This window comes from Galbibacter sp. BG1, from assembly GCF_013391805.1.
Classification (GTDB): Bacteria; Bacteroidota; Bacteroidia; order Flavobacteriales; family Flavobacteriaceae; genus Galbibacter.
In genome coordinates this window covers 170,263-196,746 of the sequence record NZ_CP058364.1, presented here as the reverse complement: position 1 = coordinate 196,746, position 26,484 = coordinate 170,263, and the positions used below count along the sequence as shown (strand labels likewise).

The 26,484-nt window shown below is 37.4% G+C and carries 23 protein-coding genes; 8 read left to right on the top strand and 15 right to left on the bottom strand.

Annotation, left to right across the window (positions count from 1 at the left end; all coding sequences use genetic code 11):
- Positions 1 to 39 precede the first annotated feature (39 nt).
- The 6 genes from HX109_RS00775 to HX109_RS00750 all read left to right on the top strand — a co-directional run bounded on the left by HX109_RS00775 (position 40) and on the right by HX109_RS00750 (position 8,219).
- The gene (locus tag HX109_RS00775; RefSeq protein ID WP_178949324.1) at positions 40 to 2,364 is read left to right on the top strand and encodes a molybdopterin-dependent oxidoreductase; all 2,325 of its coding nucleotides are present in this window, start codon (positions 40 to 42) and stop codon (positions 2,362 to 2,364) included.
- 162 nt (positions 2,365 to 2,526) lie between these two features.
- Positions 2,527 to 3,216 carry a cytochrome C gene (locus tag HX109_RS00770; RefSeq protein ID WP_178949323.1) on the top strand — a complete coding sequence of 230 codons (690 nt, stop codon included), beginning with the start codon at positions 2,527 to 2,529 and terminating at the stop codon, positions 3,214 to 3,216.
- On the top strand, positions 3,213 to 3,842 hold the full coding sequence (locus HX109_RS00765; RefSeq protein WP_178949322.1) for a cytochrome c3 family protein: 630 nt from the start codon (positions 3,213 to 3,215) through the stop codon (positions 3,840 to 3,842). The genes HX109_RS00770 and HX109_RS00765 overlap by 4 nt, the downstream gene beginning before the upstream one ends.
- A 78-nt stretch (positions 3,843 to 3,920) precedes the next feature.
- The gene (locus HX109_RS00760) at positions 3,921 to 4,985 is read left to right on the top strand and encodes a 4Fe-4S dicluster domain-containing protein (protein WP_178949321.1); all 1,065 of its coding nucleotides are present in this window, start codon (positions 3,921 to 3,923) and stop codon (positions 4,983 to 4,985) included.
- 16 nt (positions 4,986 to 5,001) lie between these two features.
- Positions 5,002 to 6,276 carry a sulfate reduction electron transfer complex DsrMKJOP subunit DsrP gene (gene dsrP, locus HX109_RS00755; RefSeq protein WP_178949320.1) on the top strand — a complete coding sequence of 425 codons (1,275 nt, stop codon included), beginning with the start codon at positions 5,002 to 5,004 and terminating at the stop codon, positions 6,274 to 6,276.
- Positions 6,277 to 6,455: 179 nt separating this feature from the next.
- Positions 6,456 to 8,219: an arylsulfatase gene (locus HX109_RS00750; RefSeq protein WP_178949319.1), complete on the top strand. Its 1,764-nt coding sequence runs from the start codon at positions 6,456 to 6,458 to the stop codon at positions 8,217 to 8,219.
- 40 nt (positions 8,220 to 8,259) lie between these two features.
- On the opposite strand, the gene HX109_RS00745 is transcribed toward HX109_RS00750, so the two are convergent.
- The 6 genes from HX109_RS00745 to HX109_RS00720 form a co-directional block, all read right to left on the bottom strand.
- Positions 8,260 to 8,832: a pentapeptide repeat-containing protein gene (locus HX109_RS00745; RefSeq protein WP_178949318.1), complete on the bottom strand. Its 573-nt coding sequence runs from the start codon at positions 8,830 to 8,832 to the stop codon at positions 8,260 to 8,262.
- Positions 8,833 to 8,860: 28 nt separating this feature from the next.
- Positions 8,861 to 9,655, bottom strand: a complete 795-nt coding sequence (locus tag HX109_RS00740; RefSeq protein ID WP_178949317.1) for an anti-sigma factor domain-containing protein — start codon at positions 9,653 to 9,655, stop codon at positions 8,861 to 8,863.
- Entirely contained in the window at positions 9,655 to 10,185 is a 531-nt protein-coding gene (locus HX109_RS00735) for an RNA polymerase sigma factor (protein WP_178949316.1), read from the bottom strand. The genes HX109_RS00740 and HX109_RS00735 overlap by 1 nt, the downstream gene beginning before the upstream one ends.
- A gap of 109 nt (positions 10,186 to 10,294) precedes the next feature.
- On the bottom strand, positions 10,295 to 10,879 hold the full coding sequence (locus HX109_RS00730) for a superoxide dismutase family protein (protein ID WP_178949315.1): 585 nt from the start codon (positions 10,877 to 10,879) through the stop codon (positions 10,295 to 10,297).
- Between the two features lie 104 nt (positions 10,880 to 10,983).
- Positions 10,984 to 11,589, bottom strand: a complete 606-nt coding sequence (locus HX109_RS00725) for a YceI family protein (RefSeq protein ID WP_178949314.1) — start codon at positions 11,587 to 11,589, stop codon at positions 10,984 to 10,986.
- Positions 11,590 to 11,737: 148 nt separating this feature from the next.
- Complete coding sequence (locus HX109_RS00720; protein ID WP_178949313.1) at positions 11,738 to 12,610, bottom strand: diacylglycerol/lipid kinase family protein; 873 nt, start codon at positions 12,608 to 12,610, stop codon at positions 11,738 to 11,740.
- A 66-nt stretch (positions 12,611 to 12,676) separates the two neighbouring features.
- Between HX109_RS00720 and HX109_RS00715 the strand changes: the two genes are divergently transcribed.
- Positions 12,677 to 13,639, top strand: a complete 963-nt coding sequence (locus HX109_RS00715; RefSeq protein WP_178949312.1) for an App1 family protein — start codon at positions 12,677 to 12,679, stop codon at positions 13,637 to 13,639.
- Here HX109_RS00715 and HX109_RS00710 read toward each other — a convergent pair.
- The 5 genes from HX109_RS00710 to HX109_RS00690 form a co-directional block, all read right to left on the bottom strand.
- Entirely contained in the window at positions 13,636 to 15,282 is a 1,647-nt protein-coding gene (locus tag HX109_RS00710) for a M1 family metallopeptidase (protein WP_178949311.1), read from the bottom strand. The two genes, HX109_RS00715 and HX109_RS00710, sit on opposite strands and share 4 nt — an antisense overlap.
- Positions 15,283 to 15,383: 101 nt before the next feature.
- Positions 15,384 to 16,211, bottom strand: coding sequence for a dienelactone hydrolase family protein (locus HX109_RS00705; RefSeq protein ID WP_178949310.1), 828 nt, complete (start codon positions 16,209 to 16,211; stop codon positions 15,384 to 15,386).
- A 61-nt stretch (positions 16,212 to 16,272) separates the two neighbouring features.
- Positions 16,273 to 17,607 carry a M28 family metallopeptidase gene (locus HX109_RS00700; RefSeq protein WP_178949309.1) on the bottom strand — a complete coding sequence of 445 codons (1,335 nt, stop codon included), beginning with the start codon at positions 17,605 to 17,607 and terminating at the stop codon, positions 16,273 to 16,275.
- Between the two features lie 78 nt (positions 17,608 to 17,685).
- A complete protein-coding gene (locus tag HX109_RS00695) occupies positions 17,686 to 18,978 on the bottom strand; it encodes a VOC family protein (protein ID WP_178949308.1) in 1,293 nt (430 codons plus the stop codon).
- Positions 18,979 to 19,205: 227 nt separating this feature from the next.
- Entirely contained in the window at positions 19,206 to 21,416 is a 2,211-nt protein-coding gene (locus tag HX109_RS00690; protein WP_178949307.1) for a bifunctional alpha,alpha-trehalose-phosphate synthase (UDP-forming)/trehalose-phosphatase, read from the bottom strand.
- Positions 21,417 to 21,816: 400 nt separating this feature from the next.
- On the opposite strand from HX109_RS00690, the gene HX109_RS00685 reads away from it, so the two are divergent.
- Positions 21,817 to 23,625, top strand: coding sequence for a glycoside hydrolase family 15 protein (locus HX109_RS00685; RefSeq protein WP_178949306.1), 1,809 nt, complete (start codon positions 21,817 to 21,819; stop codon positions 23,623 to 23,625).
- Between the two features lie 84 nt (positions 23,626 to 23,709).
- Here the strand turns inward: HX109_RS00685 and HX109_RS00680 are convergent, their stop codons facing one another.
- From HX109_RS00680 to HX109_RS00665, 4 genes are read right to left on the bottom strand one after another with little or no spacing between them, the layout of a single operon-like run.
- Positions 23,710 to 24,288, bottom strand: coding sequence for an NUDIX domain-containing protein (locus HX109_RS00680; RefSeq protein WP_178949305.1), 579 nt, complete (start codon positions 24,286 to 24,288; stop codon positions 23,710 to 23,712).
- Positions 24,289 to 24,302: 14 nt separating this feature from the next.
- The gene (locus HX109_RS00675) at positions 24,303 to 24,758 is read right to left on the bottom strand and encodes a VOC family protein (protein WP_178949304.1); all 456 of its coding nucleotides are present in this window, start codon (positions 24,756 to 24,758) and stop codon (positions 24,303 to 24,305) included.
- 1 nt (position 24,759) lies between these two features.
- On the bottom strand, positions 24,760 to 25,929 hold the full coding sequence (locus tag HX109_RS00670) for a serine hydrolase (RefSeq protein WP_178949303.1): 1,170 nt from the start codon (positions 25,927 to 25,929) through the stop codon (positions 24,760 to 24,762).
- A gap of 20 nt (positions 25,930 to 25,949) precedes the next feature.
- Positions 25,950 to 26,462: a thioredoxin family protein gene (locus HX109_RS00665; protein WP_178949302.1), complete on the bottom strand. Its 513-nt coding sequence runs from the start codon at positions 26,460 to 26,462 to the stop codon at positions 25,950 to 25,952.
- Between the last annotated feature and the right edge of the window lie 22 nt (positions 26,463 to 26,484).

The window sequence follows — 26,484 nt, the reverse complement described above, 5'->3', positions numbered from 1 at the left end:
ATTCACACTAAAAAAAAGAAAAAATATAATTAGTATCGCATGAAAGTAGCAACCAACCGTAGGGAATTTTTAAAGAAAATGGCGCTTTTATCGGCAATGACTACGGCAGCCACCATGTTTCCAGGAATTCTTTTTGCTGAAGATCAATTAGCTGGATTGAAGGGGCTGGACAATTTAGAGTGGAAAAAATCACCGTGTCGATTTTGTGGCGTTGGCTGTGGTGTTCTCATTGGCACTCAAAACGGAAAAGCGGTAGCGGTGAAAGGCGACCCAGCCTCTCCCGTAAACAAAGGTCTATGTTGCGTAAAAGGATATCATTCTATTATGGCACTCTACGGAAAAGACCGACTTACGAAGCCTTTGGTTAAAAAGAATGGCACGTTTGTAGAAACTTCCATGAAAGAAGCACTCGATCTTATTGCTTCAAAAATGTCCAGTACCATAAAAGATCACGGAAAAGATTCAGTAGCTATATACGGTTCTGGTCAATGGACTATTCCCGATGGTTATACAGCTTCTAAGTTTTTTAAAGGATGTATCGGCACCAATAATGTGGAGGCTAATGCCAGATTGTGTATGTCTAGTGCGGTAACTGGATTTATGTCGTCCTTCGGAATAGATGAACCCATGGGGTGTTACGATGATATTGATTATGCTGACGTTTTTGTGCTTTGGGGAAACAACATGTCTGAAATGCACCCAGTGCTATTTTCCCGAATTTTGGATCAACGTCAAAAACGAGGTGTCAAGATAATAGACTTTGCAACACGAACTACCCGAACGAGCATGGCAGCGGATAAATCCATTATTTTCAATCCGCAAACAGATTTGGCAGTGGCCAATGCGATTTGTTATGAACTTATCAATAAAGGTCGCGTAAACGAATCGTTTGTGTCTAAACATTGCGTGTTTAAAAAAGGCGAAACCGAAATGGGCTATGGTCTAGAAGATAATTATGTTTTTAATGATAAGCCAGCCCTAATCGATTTTGAAGACTTTAAAAACTTTTTAGAAGATTATACTCCTGAAAAAGTTTCAAAATATTCAGGTGTAAGTGTAAAAGATATAAAATACATGGCTGCGTATTACGGAAACCCTAATACTAAAGTTATGTCACTTTGGTGTATGGGGCCAAACCAGCATACCCGTGGTACTTGGATGAACAATTTGATATACAACATCCATTTACTTACCGGAAAGATTTCAACGCCTGGTAACAGTCCGTTTTCCTTAACAGGACAGCCCAGCGCCTGTGGAACCGTTCGGGAAGTAGGAACCCTTACGCATAAGTTACCTCATGGTGTAGTGATGAATGAAGAGCACCGAAAGTTTGCGGCGGATATATGGGGAGTTCCTGCTGAAAATATCTCACCAAAACCTACCTATCATACAGTAGAAATGTTTCGGGCATTAGACAGAGGCGATATCCGTTTTATGTGGATACAAGTAACCAATCCCATGGTAACCATGCCTAAACTAAAACGGTATAGAGACGCTACGGAAAAGAAAGATCGATTTATTGTAGTTTCTGATGTCTACCCAACGCCAACCACAGAAATTGCCGATGTAATTCTGCCTTCGGCCATGTGGATTGAAAGGGAAGGAATGTATGGTAACTCCGAAAGACGAACACAACATTTCGAAAAGATGCTGACTCCGCCAGGGGATGCCATGAGCGATACATGGCAACTAGTTGAGGTGGCAAGAAGGATGGGGTTTGAGAAGCAGTTTAACTACAAAGAAGAATCTCATATTGAAGAGATTTATAATGAATACAGAAAACATCACGCTGGAAAAAAGCATAACATGGCGCCTTACGAAGTGCTGAAAGAGAATCCAGGTATGCAATGGCCTTATGTAGATGGCAAATCAACCAAATGGCGCTTTAATGAAAAATATGATCCAGCATGTAAGGAGGGTAGTGAATTTGATTTCTACGGAAATCCAGATGGAAAAGCAGTTATTTGGCAACGACCTTATGAAGCACCGCCCGAAATGCCAGATGAGGAATATCCATACTGGTTGTGCACAGGAAGGGTAGTGGAACATTGGCATACAGGATCCATGACACGACGCATTCCCGTATTGCATCAAGCGATGCCGCATGCCTATGTAGAATTAAACCCAGAAGATGCCAAACGTTTAAATATAGCCACTGGAGATTTGGTTAAGTTAACCACCAGAAGAGGTGAAATTACGGTTCCTGCAGCTATAAATCTAAGGGGGGTTCCTGAACCCATGCAAGTGTTCGTTCCGTTTTTTGATGAACACATGCTTATAAACGAGCTTACTTTGGATGCTTTTTGTCCTATCTCGAAGCAACCCGACTATAAAAAATGTGCCGTTAAAGTTGAAAAAGCTTAGCAGATGAAACGAGCTTTAAGAAATTTTAAAAATTACTTTGAAAAAGAAGATGTTTAAAATTTTTAATGCGAGAACGGAGTGCCTGCCTGCGGTAGGCAGGGTTACACACGTTCTCAATTTTATAATGAGATTATTAATAGATGATTAATAAAATTTAAACGTGTGAAACGAATTTGGATAATCATATTTTTTTCGGTGTTATTTGTTGCTTTTGTAATTGTCTGGAACAAAAGTTACTGGTCTGGTTTGGAGGAATCTTACGTTCCGGTTGAAAAGGAAAAGCCGCATCCGTATTTGCCGATAGATCGAGGCGTTTTTAGTGGTTCTGAAAGGGGATTACGATATGAAGAAATGCCCTACGATGAGGCGCATCAACGGTCTTTGGAAACGTATTATGATAACCGTGCCTACGATGGTGCGCCGCCATCTATACCACATCCTGTAAAAGAGGAGCGAAGTATGGGAAGCGTAACGTGTTTACAGTGCCATAAATCGGGTGGGTTTGTATCTAAATTTGATGCGTATGCGCCCATAACACCGCACCCTGAAATGATAAATTGCAGGCAATGCCACGTTACCAAAAAAACCGAGGCACTGTTTGTTAAAACTGAATTTATAAAGAAAGAACACGCATCAGTAGGGAATAATAATGCATTGCCCGGAAGTCCGCCAGTAGTTCCTCATCACATACAAATGCGGGAAAATTGTTTGTCTTGCCATGCAGGGCCAGCGGCTCCGGCAGAAATTAGGGTTACGCATCCGCAGCGGGAGAATTGTATGCAATGCCATGTTTTAAAAATGCAAGAGGTAACCGATAGGGAAATGAACACTACTAAATTTAATTTGCCATGAGAGCCTTTATCAAAATAATGACGGTGCTTCTTTTGTGCTCTGTATTTTTCATCTCTTGCATAAAGCATAAAGAATCTGATTATCATTCAGTAATAGAAAAAATAGAAGCAGAAAGTAAACACTACAAAGGAACGAGTATTTCTTCCGAAGAATATATAGCTGAAAAAGATTTAATTGAAGTAACAGAGGGGGATAAAACTTTCCTTATTCCAGAGCGAAAAAAGCATTTAACAATGTATGAATGTACGGAGTGCCATGCAAAACCATTGGCTGAAATGCGAGATCCAGACGTGTTATTACCTCGTTCGCATTGGGATATTGAAATTGTGCATGGCGACGCGAAAACTATGAATTGCCTTACCTGCCATAGCGGTGCAAATATGAATAATTTACACAGCTTAACTGGTGAAGCCATTAGTTTCAACAAGAGTTATCAAGTGTGCGCGCAATGTCATACGAGTCAGTTTAAGGACTGGAAAGGCGGGGCACACGGCAAAAATATAAGCGGTTGGGCGCCACCAAGGGCAATAAATAGTTGCGTGAATTGCCACAACCCGCATCAGCCGAAATTTAATAAAAGGTGGCCCGATGTTTTTAATGTACATAAAGAATTACAGCGGAAATAAACGGAAAGCATACAGATAGAAAAAAGAAGAACTTAAAAATAGCAATCATCATCCAAACCAAATAATACATCGATAGTTATGAACACTGAAAAAAAATGGTTTTCACTCAATTTAGGAAGGAAGAAAGAAAACGCCTCTACTTGCGGATGCGGTAAAAGTGGTGGTTGTGGGTCGCACGAAGCAGCACCGACTCCAGAAAAAGATGGTTTCGATCAGGTGTTCGATGTTCCCATGAGCAGACGTAGCGCCTTTAAAAAGCTAACCGCCAGTTTAATGATTGGTGCGGGTGCTGTGCATTCTTCCTGTAGTGTTACTGCCGGTGATGAAACTAAAGAAAAGGCACAAATAGACTGGGAAGAGCAGTTTAAGGGCAACTATAAATTGATGAACGATGAAGAAAAGAAAGCTACCGTTGATAGGTTGGTACGGTCTTATGAGTTGCGAAAGGGGGATAAAATAAATATGTCCTCAAAAGATGCCGAACCTGATGTTTTGTTTGGTTATGCTTTTAATATTTCTAAATGTCAGGGTTATATGAATTGCGTAAGTGCCTGTGTGGAGGAAAACAATCAAGATAGAAATTCTGAAATGCAGTACATACGGATTCATGAGTTAAAAGACGGACAAGGATTGAAGTTTGATGAAGCAGATGATAATTACTACCACGAAGTTCCTGCGGAAGGGCATTTTTATTTGGGGACGCAGTGTTTTCATTGCGACAATCCGCCGTGTATAGAAGTTTGCCCCGTTCAGGCGACGTGGCGCGAGGACGATGGACTCGTAGTTGTGGATTACGACTGGTGCGTTGGGTGTAGATATTGCATGGCGGCCTGCCCATACGATGGAAGAAGGTTTAATTGGAGTACCCCCGAAGTTCCAGAAGAGGAAGTGAATAAAAACCAACATTACCTAGGTAACCGTTTGCGTAAGAAAGGGGTTATGGAGAAATGTACATTTTGTGTGCAGCGCTCTCGGGCTGGTAAAAACCCTGCATGTGTAGATGCGTGTCCAACGGGAGCACGGGTTTTTGGGAATTTATTAGATCCCAATAGTACTATTCGTTGGGTGATAGAGAATAAAAAGGTGTTTCGTTTAAAAGAAGATTTAGGTACAGAGCCTAAATTCTGGTATTACATGGATTAATTTATAAATAAGGGAAATGGCAACTTTTAAAGTATTTAGAAGCTTGGTGAAAGATAGTTTCAATATAATAACCCAAGGGTCGTTGCGGTATCATTTATGGATGGGAGCACTTACTTTGGTTATGTTAATTGGAATGTATTGCTATTCCATTCAACTAGAGGAAGGGCTTAGCGTTACAGGGATGCACGACCGTGTGAGTTGGGGCTTGTACATTTCCAATTTTACTTTTTTAGTTGGGGTAGCTGCTGCTGCCGTAATGTTGGTAATGCCAACTTATGTGCTTAAAGACATGGACTTTAAACAGGCGGTGCTCATTGGGGAAGGTTTAGCCGTAGCCGCTTTAATTATGTGTTTGGCCTTCGTGGTGGCAGATATGGGTGGCCCATCGGTGTTGTGGCACATGATTCCCGGTATTGGAGTTTTTAACTTTCCTAATTCTATGCTCACATGGGATGTAATTGTGCTTAATGGGTATTTGTTTATAAACATCACCGTTCCGCTTTACATTCTCTTTCGACACTATCAAGGGAAAGAAGCTAAGAAAAATGTATATGTTCCAGGCGCTTTGTTGTCTGTTTTTTGGGCGGTGGGGATTCACTTGGTTACGGCATTTTTGTATCAAGGTTTACAGGCGCGTCCATTTTGGAATAACGCCCTTTTAGGTCCGCGGTTTTTGGCTTCGGCATTTGCTGCCGGCCCCGCGCTTATTATCATCATTTTGGCGATAATAAGGTCTTCAACAGACTTTAAAATTCCCGATAAAACCATCAGGAAAATTAGTATTATCGTTACTGTGGCGGCACAAATAAACCTGATTATGTTGGGGTCTGAACTTTTTAAAGAATTTTATGCGCCTACACACCATAGCGAAAGTGCATATTATTTGTTTTTCGGACTACATGGGAAAAATGCTTTGGTACCGTGGATTTGGACTTCCATCTGCTTAAATCTTATTGCTACCACCATTTTAACGATTCATATCTTCCGAAGAAATAATATACTGCTGTACTTTGCATGTTTTATACTTTTTATTGCTATTTGGGTGGACAAAGGCTTTGGACTGATTATCCCAGGGTTTATTCCCGGTCCTTATGGAAAAATAGCCGAATACACCCCAACTGGAATAGAAATTGCCGTTACTCTGGGTATTTGGGCCTTAGGAGCGTTTATTTTTACCATTTTGGCCAAGACGGCCATTGCTATAGAAACTGGTAGATTGCGGTATAAGGAAACCGCTATAGTTAAAAAAGATCATTATAGAAAAACGGTTTTAGATACCGATCAGGCGTAGGAAGGAGTGCATAATTTGTTCTATAATGCTTCTACGGAAGATGTAAGACCGCTTAGCTTTAAGAAAAAATAAAAACCGAATATCTTTAAAATTGCTTCTTCAATAAATACAGATTTCTTTTTGAAAGATAATTTAAGCATTAACTTTGAAAGGCACCAAAATTGTAATCAACCACAACTATGAAATTATTTAAAATCTTCCCTTTTTTTCTGTTTTTTTTAAGTTTACTTAATCCTTTTCAAATTATAGCTCAGTCCAAACCAAATGTAGTTCTTGTCATAACAGACGATCAGGGATATGGAGATTTAGCTTCCCATGGCAACCCTTATTTGCCCACAGGTAGTATCGATAGGTTTAAGGAAGAGAGTACTAGTTTTAACCGTTTTTATGTTTCCCCAGTTTGTGCGCCTACAAGGGCCAGTTTACTTTCGGGAAAATGGGCGATAGGGACCGGCGTATGGGGAGTAACTCACCGTAACGAAGTTATGCCAAGTGAAGTCTATACCTTGGCAGAAATGTTTAAAGACCACGGGTATAAAACGGGAGCATTTGGGAAATGGCATAACGGTGCACAATATCCAGAAAATCCTTTAGGACAGGGATTTGAGACATTTCTCGGCTTTACTGCTGGACATCACAATAATTACTTCAATACCACCCTAATAAATGAACACCAAGAAAAAATTGAAACAGAAGGGTATATTACCGATGTAGTTACCGATCGGGCTGTGGAATTCATTCAAAATTGTAGCAATAGCAAACCTTTTTTCTGTTACGTTCCCATAAACACCCCTCATAGTCCTTTTCAAATAGCAGATACTTATTTTAAGAAATATAAAAGCATGGGCCTATCGGATAAAGATGCGGCAGTATACGGAATGTGTGAAAATATAGATGAAAATTTTGCTAAACTATTGCGAGCGATAGACAAAAAGGGAATTAAAGACAATACGATAGTGATTTTCATGACGGATAACGGGCCGAATGGCGAACGCTACAATGCAAATATGAAAGGCATAAAAGCTAGCAATGATGAAGGTGGGGTTAGGGTGCCATTTTTTATTAGATACCCCGGTAAAATTAAACCCAATCAGGTTATTGAAAAAATTGCTGCCCATATCGACGTTATGCCCACATTGGCTTCTTATTGTGGCATAAAGATCGATACTAATGCCATAGATGGGGTAGATTTACAACCGCTAATAAATAACCCTAAGGCTGACATTCCAGATAGATATATATTTTCACATTGGTCAGGTTTAACATGGTCTCCATCCGGCGGAAGCGTTAGAAATAATGAATATCGATTGGTAGTTCGGGAAAATGACACCAATCTTTACAATATGGTTAAAGATCCTTTTCAAAAGAATGATATAAAGGATAGTGAACAAGAAATCAGCAAACAGCTACACTCAATTTATAACGATTGGGTGACGGAGCAGTGGAAAATGGGTAATAAAACGGTACCTATAAAAATTGGGTATAAGGAAGCTCCCACAACTCTTATCGAAGCACATGAGTTAAACATCAATAGCGGACTTTCATTTCATGGAAAATATGGTTGGGCGAATGATTGGATTGAAAATTGGGATGAAAAAAAGGATACGGTCAGCCTATCTTTAACGGTTAAAAATGAGGGAACTTTTAATTTTGAAATTGAATATCAAACCGAAGACAGTAAAATAGGCAGCACCCTTACTTTGACGACTCAAGACAAAAGGTTGGAGGCCAATATTAACGAACCATTTGTTGGAACCATTGTTAAAGGACCAGATAGGGTTGCGAGAAAGGAAGTGGACGAGCAGAGTTGGGGCAGAATGCAACTTGGAGAGCTTTATTTAAAGGAGGGCACAACAGAAATTAAATTATTTGCAGAAGATATTAAAAATAAAAAAGTACTCGATTTAAAGTCTTTGATAATAACTTTTAAAGAAGAAAATTAAATTTTATTTTCCGTTGGTCTTTATTTAATATTAAGAAAAATTATTCAATAATAATATCGAACTTCTTTAAAAGGGCAAGTGCTCCTTCTGTGGAGAATTTTGCTTTTTCTAAAGTGTTGAGGTTGGGATCTATAGAAAGGTTTGTTGCTGATGAGAAATCAGTTTTTTTAAGGTTTGTATTATAAAAAATGGTTTTTTGAAGGTTGGATCCCATAAAAGAAGCATTTTCTAGGTTTGCTTCAGAAAAATCTACTTGCTCTAAAATGCAATTTTTAAAAACAGTTTCTTTTATTTTCAGTTGATTGAAAGTAGCAAAGTTTAAAATACAGTTTTCAAAGTTAAAAGATAAAAGAAAGGGATTACATTCGTCAAAATGCAATCCCATTAATTTACATCCGTAGAAAGTAACATCTTTAAAAGAAGTATTTTTAATATTGGCCATACTAAAATCACAATCTTCAAAGGTGCATTCCAAGAACTGAATATTGCTTACATTGGTGTCTTTAAAAGTACAGTTTATAAAAGTACAATGATCGTATTCTGCTTTTGGAAACTTAGAAGTTTCGTAATTCTCTCCTTTAAATTCTTTGTCAGCAACATAAGGAACATCCATAACCTCTAAAACTCATTTATAGCATTGGTTACGATTGTACGATACCCAAGGTATATAATTGTTCCATGGTTGGTGTTTCGCTACCACCAGCTGGCTCTAGGGTAATTCCAAATGCTTGGGATTCGTTCGGATTTTGAAGCTCAAATACCTTATTATCATCGCTTACAAAATCGTCCAGTAAACCAATACTTGTTGGGGTAAGAGGGTCTAAAGTTAAAGACCATACCTGGTACACTTTGCCCGGTGGTGGTTCTGGAAGCCCCAAAGCATCAATATAAACTACATTGTTGTCTTTTTTCCAGTATACCTTAGCGTAAGACTCTGGGGCTACCTGCTGGCCACCCAGATTAATAGTGGTAATATCCTGTGCGCGAAGTAAGGTTACCAATTCTTCAGCCTTTTGTAAGTCTCTGCTGGTTTTGGCTATTTTGTTTTCTAAAACAGCGTTTTTAGCATCTGTTATTTGAAGTTCGTACTCAATATCGTTTTTCTGTTCGTATAAATAGAAGAGTCCAACGGCAAGAATAACAGCTGCTGCCCAACCTGTATAAGCCGCCCAGTTGGTTTTCTTACGTGTTATTGGTATCACTTTAGGTTCTTCATTTAGAACCTTGGTTTTAATTTTATCGTAAAGTTTCTGCGCATCTTTAGGGGCAACCGCTGCCGTAAGTTTTACAATAGCTGTTTCTATTTCTTCAACTTCACTTTTAAGTTCAAGATGTTCCCTAATAGCTTCAGATACTTCATTATTTTCCTTTTCTGTAAGCACTCCCGCTACATAAAGCTCTAAAATTCCTGATTCTATGTATTCTCTAATATCCATTATCTAAGTAGCATTTCCCTTAAGTTTGAAATACAATTTCTATTTCTTGTTTTTACGGTACCAATAGGGATGTTAAGTTCTTCTGAGGCCTCTTTTTGTGTAAAACCTTTAAAATATAAAAGTTCTATTAACGACTTACACGTTTCCTTTAATTTGGTAACATATTTCGAAATTCCAATCGCATCAACTTGGTCGTTTAAGTTATCGTGATGTTTTAAAATATCTACGAAATTTTCTGAGCTTAGGTTTTGTTTACTTTTATTAAATCCTTTAGATCTAGTTTTATCAATGGCCGCATTACGCGCTATATTTAACATCCAAGTGAAAATTCTCCCCTTGGCTGGTGTATAGGTATTGGCCTTATCCCATATTTTTATAAAGACATCTTGAAGAATTTCTTCAGCAATTTCTTCACTTTTAACAATGTTGTAAATAACACCTAGTAAACTTTGGGAATAATTTTGGTAAAGTGTATCGAAAGCTTTTGGGTCTTTTTCTACGATACGTTTCATAAGTAGCTCTTGCTCCATGGTAAAAGAGAATTTATACTTTAAAGAAACAAATTTGTTTTTAGATTGACAAAAAAAAGACTGCAATAAAGCAGTCTTTAACAATATTGTATATGTAAAAAAGTTGAAATTACATTACAACCTCGCCACAACTTACACGGGCACCTGCATCTCCACTCGGCTGAGATGTAAAGTCGTCTCCGCCTTGGTGTACAATAACCGCTCTGTTGAGAATATCCTTATTGGCATCTCCACAACCAATACACCACTCGTCGGTTTCAAAGGTAACGGCTCCATTTCCATTCTCATCTGCTTCAAAGTTTCCAATGTCTCCTTTGTGATATCCATCCGGACTTCCCCATTTTCCATGTTTTTCATTGGTAGGGTTCCAGTGTCCATTGGCAGAAGTTCCATCATGGGCACTGCAATCTGCTTTTTCATGCAAATGTATAGCGTGGGTACCTGGATTCAATCCATCGAAAACTGCTGTCATAGTTACCATGCCATTTTCTTCTTTAAAAACAACATTTCCACTAACGTTGGAATCGCTTTCAGACCCCATGGAGACTTTTACTTTCTTGGCTTCTTGTTTTACTTCTTCTTTTACTTCTGTGGTTGCTTCTTTATCAACGCTTTCTTCTTTCTTTTCTTTTTGCTTACATGCTACCGTAAAAATCAGCATGAGAGCTATAAGACTTAATCCTATTTTTTTCATTTTACTTTTTTTTGGTTAAACTTAATTTAATCCTACACAAGCAGGTTTTGATTCAGTTTTAAAGGGCTAATTTTTATAAAGTTAGCTTAAATTTTGAACTTTTTTTATTTGCTGATGATAATTTTTAAGTCAACATCAGTCCATGTTTTGTCTTCATGCAAAACTTTACAAGCTTCGTGTATGGCCTGAAACGCTTTGTTGGCTGAAAAATCCTCTATCATATCAATGCTTCCAGATAATTCTACCTGATCTTTAGTAGCATTTAGTTCGAATGGAATTTCTTTTTCGATACCATTCATTTCCAGTTGAACCATCGCTTTTTCAGAGTTAAAACTTTTAAACTTCCCAGTAATTTCTGAGGAAGCTAGGTTCTCAAAAAAGAATTTCTCCAATTTTGCATCTCTTGCTGGGTCTTTTGTATAAATACTTTTGGTATTGATTTTAAAGTTAGCTCCCGTAAGCAAATCAACCATATTTTCTTTTTCATCATGGAAGTCAGAAAGTTGTATGTCTGTAAAAGTACCGTTGACTCCTATTTTTTGTTCTGTTTTAAATGCGGTAAATCGCAGCGAATCTTTAAGCTTTAACGGTTGTTTTTTTTCGGTTTCGGTTACTTCTTCTTTTTTTACTTCGGAAGTTTTTTCCTTTTGTTTACAGCCTAAAGCAATAAACAACACAAGGGCAGTTAGGATAAACCCAGTTTTTTTCATATTAAAAATTCATATTTATATTTACAGATCTAAGGTAAGAAGAAGTAGAGCCCTACCAAAATTAATAGGTTTAATTAACGAAGTTTTCACGAATATTTGTAAGTGAAATTTTACTTAATAGGTTTTTTACTCTTCATTTCATTGCACTTTAATAAACAATGGCCAATTGCTTTTTTTCCATACGAATAGTTATGTTCTTGGTTTCAGCGATATATTCGCCGTCTATTTGAAATGGAATCGGGTTTGTAGTTTCAATCTCTGCATAGTCGGTAGAAATTACTTCTACAAAATCGTCATCTAATGGGATTTTATTGAGAACAGTTTGTAGTATCTTATTAATTTGTAGGGTTTTAAAGATGAGGATTTCAAACTTTCCGTCATTTAATTTTCCAAGTGGATTAATAACAGCACCATTCCCATATTTTCGGGCGTTGGCAATGGCAATCATCATGGCGCTACCTTCCTTTAAATTATCATTGGCCTTAACTTTAAATCGGAAGGGATCTTTAAAGTCGATAAGGGTTGGAATGGATTGAAGGGCATAACCAAGTTTTCCCCGAACACTGCTTTCATCATATTTTTTAACAAGAGCGGCATTAATCCCTAAATCACTTATATGAATGGCGGTTTCCCCATTAATATTAAGTACATCAATATTTTTTGGGTCTTTATTTAAAGCCGTATGAACCGCCTTTTTAATATCCAAAGGAATCTCTAAGTCTACGGCCATACCATTGGCGCTTCCAGCTGGTATTACGCCAAGGGGAATGTCTTTGTTTTCAAGTGCATCAACGCAAAGTTTAATAGTCCCATCGCCCCCCACAACAATTATCCGATGCGGATTGATTTTTTCAATTTTTTCCTTGATGGATTCTAAATCGTTTTTTCCAGTAGTCTTATAGGTAGAAACTTCTAAATCATTGCTCTTGGCTTTCTTCTCGATTCTCTCAATGATCTTATTTTTATTTTTATCTCCTGAAATTGGATTTACAATCAATAAAATTTGTTTGGGATGCTCCATGTAAAAAGTATTTTAACTAAATTAATCAAAATAAATAAACATAGATATTAAGGAAAGTATAATTGTATGAAATTCGATCTCAAGCTGTATAGGGGATACGCAAACGAGAAGCAAGTCATTTTATTTGGACATGTATTTAGATCTTTGGCTCCAGACTATTTATTGACGGATAAGAAAGGGTATAAACATGCCAAAGGGATTTATGAAATGTTTACCATAAAGACATTGGAAAATGCTACCGTAAAAATCTCTTTTCAAGATGAAATTGTTACCACAAAAACAACTAAAGACGGTTATTTTAGGGTTTGTATCCCTTGTGAAAATATAAAGGCGGGTTGGCATGAATTTTCTGCTGAAGCAAATTATGAAGATTACCAAACCAAACAGTTGAGTGAATTTCTAAAACCTTACCCCGGAAAAATTGGGGTAATAACAGATATAGACGATACTTTTTTAATCTCCCATACCAATAATATCTTAAAAAAGCTGTATGTGCTTCTTACCAAGAATGTGAAAAAACGTAAGATATTTGAAGATGTGGCCTATCATTATAAACTGTTGAGCGAAGCGGGACGATCTGGGGAGATGGAAAAAAACACTTTTTTTTATGTTTCCAGTAGTGAGTGGAACCTTTATAGTTTTATCTTGAATTTCACCCGGTTGCACGGCTTACCAAAATCGGTTTTTAAATTAAAGAAAATTAAAACAGGCTTGGGCGATTTTCTCTTTTCAGGACGTGGCAGTCACGACCATAAATTTCAAAAAATAAAGGATATTTTAGAATTTTATCCCGAAATGCGCTTTGTATTAATGGGGGACGACTCCCAAAAAGACCCGTATCTGTATCAGAAAATAGTTAAATATTTTCCACGCAATGTAGCCGCCATTTACATACGGCAAACAGGAAAAAAACAAAAAAGTAAGACGGTAGAAGCCCTGGAAAACCTAAAAGACTTTAATATGCCAACTTGCTATTTTAAAGATAGTGCCATTGCCATTTCACATTCCAAAAAAATTGGATTGCTTTAGACCTTATTGCTGTCGATATAAAAATCTTCGTCTACCTTAAAAGTCTCTATCTTTTTATCGGCAGAAATTTCTTTCCATTTCGTTGTTGGGAAAATCCATTCTTCTTTATCATTTAAATAAACCTGTATTGGCATATCGAAATTTTCGACCACATCGGTATATCTAAATTTCAGCATTTTATTTTCAATTTTATATTCAAGATTTGGGATCATAACCGTTCTTAAATATTGATTGAAGAAGGCATCCAAGTTTTTACCGGTTTTTTCTGAAAGGTAATTTTCAATTTGCTCGGTAGTAACCGTTTGATGGTAAAAATCTTTATTTAAACCTCTTAAAATAGCCCTCCATTTTTCATCATCCTCTACAAGTTGCCGAAGCGTGTGAAGCATATTAGCGCCTTTGTAATACATATCTCCAGAACCTTCATTGTTTACATCGTATTTACCTATGATTGGGATGTCGTTTTGAATGTTTTTCCTAGTCCCAATTACATATTCGGCTGCGGCCTCCTTTCCGTAGTAATAATCAATAAAAAGATTCTCGGAATAGGCTGTAAAACTTTCGTGTATCCACATATCTGCAATATCCTTGTAGGTGATATTATTCGCAAACCATTCGTGTCCGCTTTCATGAACAATAATAAAATCGGATTTCAAGCCCCAACCAGTGCCAGATAAATCCCTTCCTAGATATCCATTTTTGTATTGATTGCCATAAGTAACCGAGCTTTGGTGCTCCATACCCAAATAGGGAACTTCCACAAGCTTGTAGCCATCTTCGTAGAAAGGGTAGGGGCCAAACCAGTGTTCAAAAGCTTCCATCATCTTGGGAGCCTGTTTAAATTGTTCTTTTGCTTTTTCTAGATTATAACTTAAAACATAATAATCCATGTCCAAAATTCCCTTTTCACCCTTGTATTTCTCACCAAAATGAACGTAATCACCAATATTTACATTTACTCCATAATTATTAATAGGGTTGTTGACCTTCCAATGAAATGTATTTGTATTTTCCTCCATATCAACCCCAACAAGACGGCCGTTGGAAACATCCATTAATCCTTTGGGAGTGGTAACACTTATTTTCATACTATCCACTTCATCATACATATGGTCTTTATTGGGCCACCAAATGCTCGCTCCCAAACCTTGACAAGAGGTAGCTATAAAAGGTTTCCCATTTTTATCTTTTTTCCAAGAAAACCCTCCATCCCAAGGTGCGCGAACCGCCTCCTTAGGATTTCCTGAATAATAAACGAGAATCTCGTTATAATCTCCTTTCTTTTGAGGTTCTTTCAATTGAACAAAGTGAGCATTTACTTCGGAAGTAAATTCCAATTCTTTATTATTTTGGGTGACTTTTTCAATTTTCAACGGCGGCTGCAAGTCTATCTGAAGGGTTTGATTGGATTTTAAGACCTTGTACCGAATAACATTTTTACCTGAAATATATTTTTCATCTGGGTCTACGGTAACTGATAAATGGTAATAATTTAAATCCCACCAAGCCCTTTCTGGAGTAATGCTACCGCGCAAAGTATCTTGTTTGGTAAACGTTTCAGTATTGTTGAATAGGCCAGTTTCTTGCGCATGAATGCTTGTAGCTAAAAACAAACTTAGCACCGCGATGAAAGTTTTCTTCATAAAAAATGATTTTCACAAAGCTAATAAAATTGATTATAAATAGAGATGCCAGATGCGGGAAGATGGAGGTTAAAAAAATAGGTTTTAGGCAATCTTTAATTTTATTTCAACAATTTTAAAAGTCGTTCCCACGCCTTATCGTGTGCCACTTTATTTGCAGAATCTGCATCGGGAGCTGCTCCGCTTCTCATAAAAGCATGTCCGGCGCCATCGTAAATTTCAGTTTCATAGACTTTATTGAATTTTTCCATAGCTTCTTTGGTAGCGGGAATGGTAGCATTTACTCGGTTGTCATTTCCACCATAAAAACCATAAACTGGTGCTGTGATTTTTTTCAACATGGTTTTATCTTCTGGAGCGGTACCGTAAAAAACAAAGGCTTTTTGTACCTCAGTATTGTTGGTAGCATACCGGAAACTCTGCGAACCTCCCCAGCAAAAACCGGCAACGGAAACCTTGCCGGTACTCGAAGGGTCATTTTTTATATAATTAAAAACGGTATTTAGGTCTTTAGTTACTTGATCTGCATCTAAAGCATAAATGGCTTCCCTGGCTTTATCACTATTTTCAAAATCGGTTGTTTTTTCAATGCCTTCCACGGTATTGGAAATAAGGTCGGGCGCGATAACCAAATATCCCTTTTCGGCCAATTTATCGGCAAAAGACCGTGCCCAATCGTTTAATCCTCGGTTTTCGTGGATAACAATAACCGCATCGGTAGAAACATTGCTTTCAGGGTAGACGACGAAAGCCTTAAACGTTCCGTTTTCCCTTTTTAAATCTACCCATTCGTGATGACGTTGCGATTCCGCCAATTCTTCACTTATTTCTGAAACCGCTTCCGCAACTTGATCTTTTTCTTTTTTTGTTTCTGTCTTACAGCTAAAAAGCGCTAAAAAAGCGAACAATAACAGGATACTATTTCTCATTATGATTTAATTTGTGAATCAACCTAAAGATATTGAAAATTAAACAAATAGCAGCTGGGTTTTAGTCCCTTATAATCGCATTTGGAAAAACAACCACGCTTTCGTGTCCGTTTTCACCAACAGCGGCAACACCAAAAAAGAAATTATCAATTACAATACCTTCGAGTGTAAATGAGGTAACGTCTTCAACATAACGCGAATGATCCCAAGTAGGGGAGGTGGTATCGCGCCAATAGATTTTATATCCTTTAGCACCGGCTACTTTGCTCCATTCTAGTTTTGCAGAAGCTTCCACAATCCCACCGATAGCTACTTTTTCTGGAGCGGGCGGGGCCCAGGCAATAGACGCTAGATTAATGGCGTTCACCGCAGTAAGCTTTGCGGCATAATCGAAATCTACATATTCGAGTCGGTCGCCGTATTTAATCCCATCTTCGGTGCGTATATCTTGGTGCTGTTGGGTATAATTTTCATGCGCTTCCATAATTCTAATTCCGGCAAAACCAGCATCGTTAAACGGTCTGTGGTGCCCGCCACGTCCAAAACGATCTAACCTGTAAATAAGCATGGGGTTCATCTCCGGCATATAAGTTTCTACATTTTTATGAACATATCGTGCCAATTGACGGGAAATCCCATCTACTTCACCACCATAAAATCGGCGCAATGTTCTTTCCCGTTCTGTTTCCGTAGGTGGGACAGGTTCTGAAAAAATCCTGAAATCGGTATTGCTAATAATCCCGTCAACACCCTTAATATTACCAATCATATCATTGTTAAAAATACCAATAACTTGCCAGCCTTTCTCTTTGGCATATTCGGCCAATCCCTTACCCCCAAATAAACCTTGCTCTTCACCCGATAAGCCTACGTAGATAATACTGTTGTCGAATTTATATTGAGAAAGCACACGAGCAGCTTCTATAGTTCCTGCCATACCACTAGCATTGTCGTTGGCTCCGGGAGCATCGGAAGTGTAGTTGTTGGCATCGGAAACCCTGGAATCGATATCACCGCTCATAATAATGTAGCGGTTTGGATACTTTATACCTTTTTGAACCGCAACTACATTGTTAATCCAGACATCTTTTGTAATGCGCTCATTGGCTCCTTTTTCCACAAAGTTCTTCTGATAAAAAACATCCAGGCATTTATTGCAATCTTTGGAAATATTTTCAAACTCACTTTTTATCCATTTTCTTGCCGCTCCAATTCCTCGTGTTTTAGAAACTGTATCGCTTAAGGTATGTCGCGTTCCAAAACTTACGAGTTTGGTAATATCCGCTTCTATTCTTTCTGAAGAAATGTTTTCTATAATATCGTAAATACGTGCGTCGGTTTGGGAAAATGAAATTGTGGCTGTAAGCAACAGCGTAAGCGATATAATTTTTTTCATAAGATTTATTAGCGTTTAAACCTTAAAGATAAAAAAACGGATCGTTATGCGAGGTATATTTAGGTCGCTAATTGAAGTTTAACCATTAGGCTTACTGATGATTTCGATAAACGTACCATCGTAATCTTTAATGAGTACAAATTGCCTGCCGTCGCCTAAAGAGATGGGTGTTTCTCCGAGAAGCTTAATTTTGTATTTTTTGATTCTATCGAGAAACGGGGCAATATCGTCAACATGAATGGTAATGTATTGAACGCCAAGGTCCTGCTGAATATAGTCTGGATACCAATCTTTGTGTTTCCCAAACGTCATAAGTTTTAGTTGGGTAGATTGCTCGCCCTCTTCCATTTGTAACACCTTTACATCGGTTGAAAGGCCGCTGGTTAAACCAGATTTTTTACCAAAATCCTTATCAATGGTGAAGGCATTTACTTCTTTCATACCCAATACATCTTTATAGAGGGCTAATGATTTTTCCATGTTCGTTACCACAATCCCTATGTCTACGATAGCATTCTTAGGTGGTTTTGGCGGTTCGGGAATATCTTCTCCTACCACCACGGCGATTGTTTTCCCATTCGGACTCACGGCCAGGCGCGAAATATCTTTAAGGTTAAAATATTCAAGGGATGTCACCGGTATCCATTTTTGTTCCTTTTTTGGATCGTATTTGTAAAGAATTTCATTTTGTCCCATTAGAAGCACCCCGTTGGGTGTCCAAACTAAATCTTCTGAACCTTCCAAGGTATTTGCTATAAAAGCACTCTCTCCAGATATCGGGTCGAACGAATAAATTTCCCAAGGTTCGTTACTCTTGTCGATATAACTTATTAGTTTGGTATTTGGAATGTTTTTAACGGAACGTCCAATGTTTTCTTTGAAAGTAAAACTGGTACCTTCTTTGAGGTTGTTCACTCTTAATTCTGAAGGTTCCGCAACAATAAAGGAGACTATGGTATTCTTATCGTACCATGTATAATATCCTATTTTTTGATCTTTAATTAGCTCGTTGTAACCTCCATTGTTTTTATTGTAGTTGTATAAACTTTGAATACTGTCATTATCCAGGCGTATGGCGGAGTAAGTTGACTTTGATGGTGCTTCCGGGGAATACTCACTACCGGGAGTATTGGTTATCCATTCTTGGATTCCTTTTTTTAAATCTGCTGCTTTTATATCGGTCTGTCCATCTCTGGTGGAAACGTATAAAAGCGTATGGTTGTCCACAAAATAGGGTTGATTGTCGTAAACTTCTGGATTGTTGGAAATATTAACGGGATTGGTAAGCCTATAGCTGGAATCCATATCAAAAATATAAACCTCGGTAGGCGACTGGGCATAAGATACCACAGTAATAAGTAGCGCACACATTTGGGTCAGTTTCATACAAAAATACAACAACCAACTAGAAGCAATGAAGCCTTATTGGTTGTTTAGATTGGTTTATCTATCTAATTTATAAAAAGTTATGTTGTAATTAAGGGAATTTCTACAAGCTACAAGAAATAATCGATGTAATCCTTTTATGGATAGCATATAAACTAAAAACCCGTGACGTTTTTTCAACGTCACGGGTTGTATAAAGATGTTTTATTATACTAGTTTTGAGTAAACTTGTTTAAAATGGTTCGTACTTCCTGAGTGTCTTTTACATAGTACTTAGCTTTCGTTTTTTTAAAGCCAACTTTCACGGTATAAGAATCGTCGGGAACTTCCTCAAACATATATTCATCGGTCCAGTCGTCTCCTATGGTAAAAATAAAATCGTAATCTTTAGCCGATAAGAGTCTAGAAGCGGCACGTCCCTTGTTAACGCTGCTACTCTTAATTTCGATGACTTTATTTCCTTTAAGAACAGTAAGATCGTTATTGGAAATTAAACTGGTAAGTACCGTATTCAGTTCGATGGTTCTTATTTGTGCCAATTCTGGATCGGCCTTTCTGTAATGCCAAGCAAGGGAATATTTCTTCTCTTCGATGAAGGTTCCCGGCGTTCGGTCTACGAAAGTTTCCAAAATCGGTCGGATGTTTTCCATCCATTCGGTTTTGATGCGCTCTAGGGCTTCCCAGTTCTTATCGTGTTTTTTAAGCCATACCCCATGATCTGTTATAAGGGAATAATCTTTCAGACCAAACCATTTTTCAAAGGTTTCTTTATCCCTGCCGCTAATTATAACCATATCTGTATTTGGTAAGTCGTTAACCTTATCCAGAAGTTTTAAAAGATCGGCGTCTGGGCTGGCATTTTGCGGGTTGTCTTGAAAACCGGAAAGTGTACCGTCGTAATCCAAGAGAATAAGTTTGCTATTAGCTTTTTTGAAATCGGTAAACATTTGGTTTTGTAGTGTTTCGTCTAATCTTTCCGAAACGATAACCTGACCTAAATTTTTGGTGGCGTCGAGGGATTTCATAAATTCCGTAGCCCATTTTTCAACGCTATAACGCTCCAAACGTCTCTGGAGAATTGTGTTTCTAGATATTTGTTCTTCTTTTGGCATTTCCAATGCCTGCTTTATGGCATCGGCAATTTCTTCAAAATTGTTAGGATTTATCAGTAGTGCTTCATTCATTTCTTTGGAAGCCCCTGCCATTTCACTTAAAATAAGCACCCCGTCTTTATTGGTGCGGGTAGCAACATATTCTTTGGCCACTAAATTCATTCCGTCCCTAACTGGTGTAATTAGGGCAACATCCGAAGAGGTATAGAGATCTATTAAATTATCGAAGGGCATGGATCGATAGAAGTACCAAATGGGGGTCCAACTAACGGTTGCAAACTGTCCATTAATTCTTCCCACCAATTCATCGGTTTCTTTTTTAAGTAACTGATATTGGGGGACGTTGGATCGTGAAGGTACCGAAAGCATGATCAACCTCACTTTCTCTTTAAACTGCGGATATTTATTTAAAAAATACTCGAATGCGCGAATTCGGTTTGGGATTCCTTTGGTGTAATCGAGCCGGTCTATGGATAAAATAAGCTTAGTATCTTCAGAAGCTTGAATATGGTCGTCTAATCGCTGTTGTAATTCCGATCGATCCTTCGATTGCAGTTCGGTATGCTGGACCGCAGCATCATGAAATTTTTTATAATCGATTCCCATTGGAAAAGAGTCCACCTTTACAATTCTATCGTGGTACACAATTTCGTTGAATTTTACATCCAACCTTAATATTCTTTTTATAGAGCTTAAAAAATGACGCTCGTAATCATAGGTGTGGAACCCTAAAAGGTCTGCCCCTAACATTCCCGTAAGCAATTCTTCCCGCCAGGGGAAAGTCCTAAAAATTTCATAGGAGGGGAAGGGGATGTGCAAAAAGAAACCTATGGAAGTATCTGGCTTTTTTTCTTTTATAAGTTGCGGTAATAATAGCAGTTGATAATCGTGTACCCAAACTTTATCGCCGTCTTCCAAATGATCGATTACTACATCGGCAAATTTCTGGTTCACACTCTTGTAAGATTCCCAAAAGTCCTTTTCAAACTCGGTATATTCCATGAAATAATGGAACAACGGCCAAAGTGTTCGGTTGCTAAAACCGTAATAGAAATTATCAATATCGTTTTGGGAGAGGTTAACCGCCGCACAGTTTTCCTTGGCCACGGCTTTATCTACTTTTGCCTCTAGTTCGCTATTCAGTTCCTCGTCTGTAAGTCCAGACCATCCAATCCAAATTCCACCGCCGTCTTTGTGCACCGATTTCATTCCAGTTGCCAAACCACCTACGCTGGGAGTAATCTCTAGCTCATCGTTATTAAGTTTTACTTGAAGCGGTAATCGGTTGGAAACAATAATTGTCTTACTCATAGTTTTTTGGTTGCTGTTTTTCTTTTTTTTAAGTTGATTTTTATTTATGATTATTTTTACGATAATAGGATAAAAACAAGTAGGATTTTATCATAATCGAAATGTATTTATTTATTAAGTTTCATTTAAGATGAGAATATTGGTTTACAAATAAGATTTTCGTTAATTTAAGGAATAATTAGGTCTTAAACGTTATAAAAAATATAATTAATATAAGGATGTGGATAAATTATTCCAATATTCTTATAATGGATATTGAAAGCTTTTTTAGGCCGTGTTACCAGAATAGCAGAACACTTTTTAGGGATAAAAAGGGAAAAGAAGATTGTACTAATCTAAAGAAATAGCTGTTTTGCTTTTAGAAGCTCCAATAAAATAATTATCAAAATAAATAATATATATGAATAATTTAGAATATGGAATCATTGGAAATTGCAGAAGCGCTGCTTTAATTTCTAAAACGGGATCGATAGACTGGTGTTGTTTACCCGAATTTGATTCTTCTTCTGTATTCGCTAAAATTTTAGATGAAGAGATTGGTGGGAATTTTGGTTTTAAGGTAGACGATTCGTATACCATTACCCAAGAATACTATAAAAATACAAGTGTGCTGAAAACTCATTTTTCAAACGGAAATGATGCCTTTACCGTTTGGGATTTTATGCCAAGGTATTATGAGGAAGATGGTGGCTATAACTCTCCTCCGGATATTATCAGGTACATTGAGTATATCAAGGGAACCCCAAAATTTCGAGTGGATTATAAACCCAAATTGGAATATGCTTTGGGCGTTACAAACATCTATGTTAAAGAAGACTTTATAGTAAGCTTAACTGATAAGGAAAAGTTCGATACCTTATTTTTATACACGAGTTTTGATAAAAACAAAGTTGCTGAAGGTGAAGAAATTGAAATAGAAAGCGATGGTTACTTTTTGGTGGGGTATAATGAAAAAATATTTGTACCAACAGTAAACAAGGCATTTTTAGAACTTTCGCGAACTAAGGTTTACTGGTTGAACTGGTCGGAACGAACCCCAACTTATAAAAAATACAATAAGGAAATTTTAAGAAGTGCTTTAACCTTAAAAATGCTTAGTTATGATAAATCGGGTGCTGTATTGGCAGCAGCTACCACTTCGCTTCCAGAAACTATTGGGGAGGTAAGAAATTGGGATTACCGTTTCTGCTGGATCCGCGATGCTTCTATGGTAATTAAGGTGGTTTCCGAATTGGGCCACAAAAACATGGCCAAACGTTTTCTTCAGTTTATTATCGACCTAATACCGGATAAAGATGAAAAATTGCAGATTATGTACGGTATTAACAAGGAGAAAACACTTACCGAAAAAACCTTAGACCATTTAAGCGGATATAAGGGATCTAAGCCGGTAAGAATAGGGAATGCCGCTTATGAGCAGCGTCAAAATGATATCTATGGAATACTCATGGACGTTATTTATGAACAGTTTATGAAGTTTAATACCCAATTGGAAAATTGTGAGGATTTATGGACAATTACCAAAGGAATTGTATGGGTGGTAAATAAACACTGGCGTGAAACTGATAAGGGTATTTGGGAATTCCGTACGGAAGAGAAACATTTTACCTTTTCAAAAGTTCTATGCTGGGTAGCGGTAGATAAAGCCTTAAGGGTAGCTAAAATGCTGAATAAAACCAGGAAAATTGAAAAATGGACAGCTTTGGAAACCGAAATTCGGGAAGATATCCATAAAAACGCTTGGAATGAGGAGGTGCAGGCATTTACCCAATTCTACGGTTCTAAAGATATGGATGCTTCTGTACTTTTAATGGAACCTTATGGATTTATAGATGCAAAAGATGAACGTTACATAAATACTGTTAAGGCTATTGGTGAAGAACTTAGCAATGACGGACTTCTTTACAGGTACAAAAATCAGGATGATTTTGGCTTACCTTCTTCTTCTTTTACCATTTGTACTTTTTGGTATATCAACGCATTGAATAAAATTGGGGAACACGATAAGGCAGTGGAACTTTTTGAAAAATTACTCTCTTACAGTAATCATCTAGGGTTGTTTAGTGAAGATATTGACTTTAAAACAAAAAGATTATTAGGGAATTTTCCGCAGGCATATTCCCATCTAGCGCTAATAGAAACGGCTATAAATTTATCCAATTACATTACCGAGGAGGAACAAATTCGAGGGAATGTAAGGCAGGATTAAAAATTTAGAAATCTTTTTACAATATAAAAAGCCAGGCTATTGAAAACGTTAAAATAGCCTGGCTTTTGCTTTTAACAGGATTTTCTAAATAAGATTTTCCAGTTTTGCATACTGCAATAACATAATTGTTTTGGCATCTTTTATGGTACCCTCCGAGATGAGTTTCAAGGCTTTTTCAAAGGAAATCTCAAAAACCTCTATTTCTTCATTTTCACTTTCCAGTCCGCCGCCTTCGTGAACTTTCATTCTATCATTATATTCCGCTACAAAAAGATAGAGTCGTTCTGTTACAGCTCCGGGAGACGTGTAAGTTTCCATTACTTTTGTTACTTCCTGTATTTTGTAACCAGTCTCTTCGTCCGTTTCCCTAATAATGGAAGTTTCTGCATCCTCATTTTCGATAATACCGGCTGGTACTTCAATCATCATTCCATTGGAATTGTCGTTTAAATAAGTGGGCATTCTAAATTGCCGGGTAAGAATAACTGTTTTTTTTAGTTTGTTGTATAAAAGAATTGCCGCTCCATTACCTCGATCGTATACTTCGCGATGTACCGATTTCCATTCTCCTTTCTTGTTTTTAAAACTGAAGTCAATTCTCTTAAGGACATACCAATTATCGGAAAGAACGGTTTCTTTTTGGATGTTGATGCTTATGTCCATAAACGATAATTTTTTTAGTTTTCGTTCACTTCAATCCAATAGCCGTTAGGGTCTTTTAAATAAATTTGACGCACGCCATCCGGACGGGTATTAGTAGTGTTTGGTTCGCCAGGCCAATTTTCAAAGTTCACCTTATTATTCCTTAGATGTGCTATAAATCCGTCTAAATCTTTAGTGCTCAAAGCAAAATGAACACCTTTTACATCAGGGACACTATGTGTTTTATCCTCGATTACGTGTAAGGATGTCTTTCCTCCCAAAGAAAACCAACGGATGTGTTTTTTTTGAGTCTTGTTTTCAATTTCCTTTAAACCGATAATGTTTAAGTAAAAGTTCGAACTTTCCGTTAAATCCTGTACCAATATGGCATGGTGATCAAATTCTAAATTAAATTCCTGTGCATTCATCTTACCTGAAATAGAAAAAGTTATTAGCAGTATAAAAAACAAAATGGATATACTTTTTCTCATTTTATTCCTTGTTTTTTTCGATGTTGTATAATTCCCTTCCCAATGCGGCCAGAAATGGGATGCCTTCTTCTTTGTATTCGTACAAACCATCGTTGTAAATTTTGTTTTTATTTACATGAATGGTAGTAGTAACCAAGAATTCAACATTGTTCTTAGTGTCTTTTATATACGCGCAATCGGTTAAATAGCCATAGGCATAACCCACTTTGTTGTAGATTTTTATATGGTCTGGGATGGTGTCTTTGCTATCGCCATACATATAAAACTTCCCGTAGCTATCGTAATATTCCTCGGGATCGTAGCCATGTTCTTTTGGAAGGGAAGACATGGATGTTAGAAGGAAACTACGATCATCTTCACTTGAGTGAAATTGCTCTTTTTCAGAAAAATTCTCTGGGAATATAACCCTCTTCATAATATGATGCAGGGTCGTTACCGGAAGATAGTTTTTTAATGAAAAATCCATCGGTTGGCTAATTAAAGAATCACCTTGTGTGTATCCTTTTCCTTTATAAAGGCTTTTAATACGAAGCGTATCGATGGGTGAATTAACACTACCAGGAATTTCTGTAAGCGTATCGTTTACCCTAAAGAGCAGCGGTTTGTTTTCAAGATCATTGGCGTTGGGTATGGAAAGACGGTGACTTATTCTCACAGCTTCCAAGCCTTTCTCATGTAATATTTTGTTGATATAATCTTTACCTAAATATTCATAAAGGCGGTTGTAAGCATCATTATCGCTTACCGCAAATATTTTATTGATTTCTTTTTCGAAAGTAGTTTCTACACTATCCCCTTCTATGTAAAAAGGAGTTTTTCTGTTAAAGCGCGCATCTTTATTTAACTTTTCGAGGGCGAGAACCGCAATGGGAAATTTTACACTACTTGCTGGATAGAAATATACAGAGTCATCAACTTGGTAGCTGTAATCCTTAAAAGTTACTTTGCTATCTCCACGGTTGATCTCGGTAAAGATAATCTGCAATTCGTAGTCCTCTGGATTTTCCATCACTTTAGCAATAAGTGTGTCTTTGCTGCTAAGGGCCTTTTCAAGCGGATTTAAAATGGCTTCTGCTGAAGCTTCTTCATTTTCTTTTTTCTCTTCGGAAGCACAACCGATCAGTAAACTGATAAAAGAGACTATTAAAATTTTTGGAAGGTTGTTTATCATAGGTAGTTGGAGGTTAAATATTAGCTTTTTTCAGCATCGTATGCTTTCCAGTCTTTGTCTTTGTAGATGTCGTCCCCAAAATATTTGGCAATTTTTAAAAATCCTTGGGGTTTTTGATACCCGGGTACGAGGGAGAGGATTTCTTGTTTTTCATTTAAAAATATAACGGTTGGGAAACTCATTTTACCTTGCAATAGCGCCGCTGCCAATTCATGGTAACCGTTTCTTCCTTGCGTTACATATTTAAAGGTTTTGTTTTTATAAACCACATCCTCTTTACTTTCGGCATCCATCTTAACCATATAAAAATTTGCTTTCATGTATTCGGCTACCTCTGGGTTGTTAAAGGTGTCTTTGTCCATTTTTTTACACCACCCGCACCAATCGGTATAGACATCCACAAAAATCTTTTTCGGATTTTTATCGGTTTGAGTTTTCTCTACGGCTTCTGTCCAGGACATCCATTCTATTTCTTGTGCCATCGCTCCCGAAGAAAGAAAGAAGATTGTAAGTAAGATGAGGAGGTTTTTCATTTCTATTTTCCCTTTTTTTTTT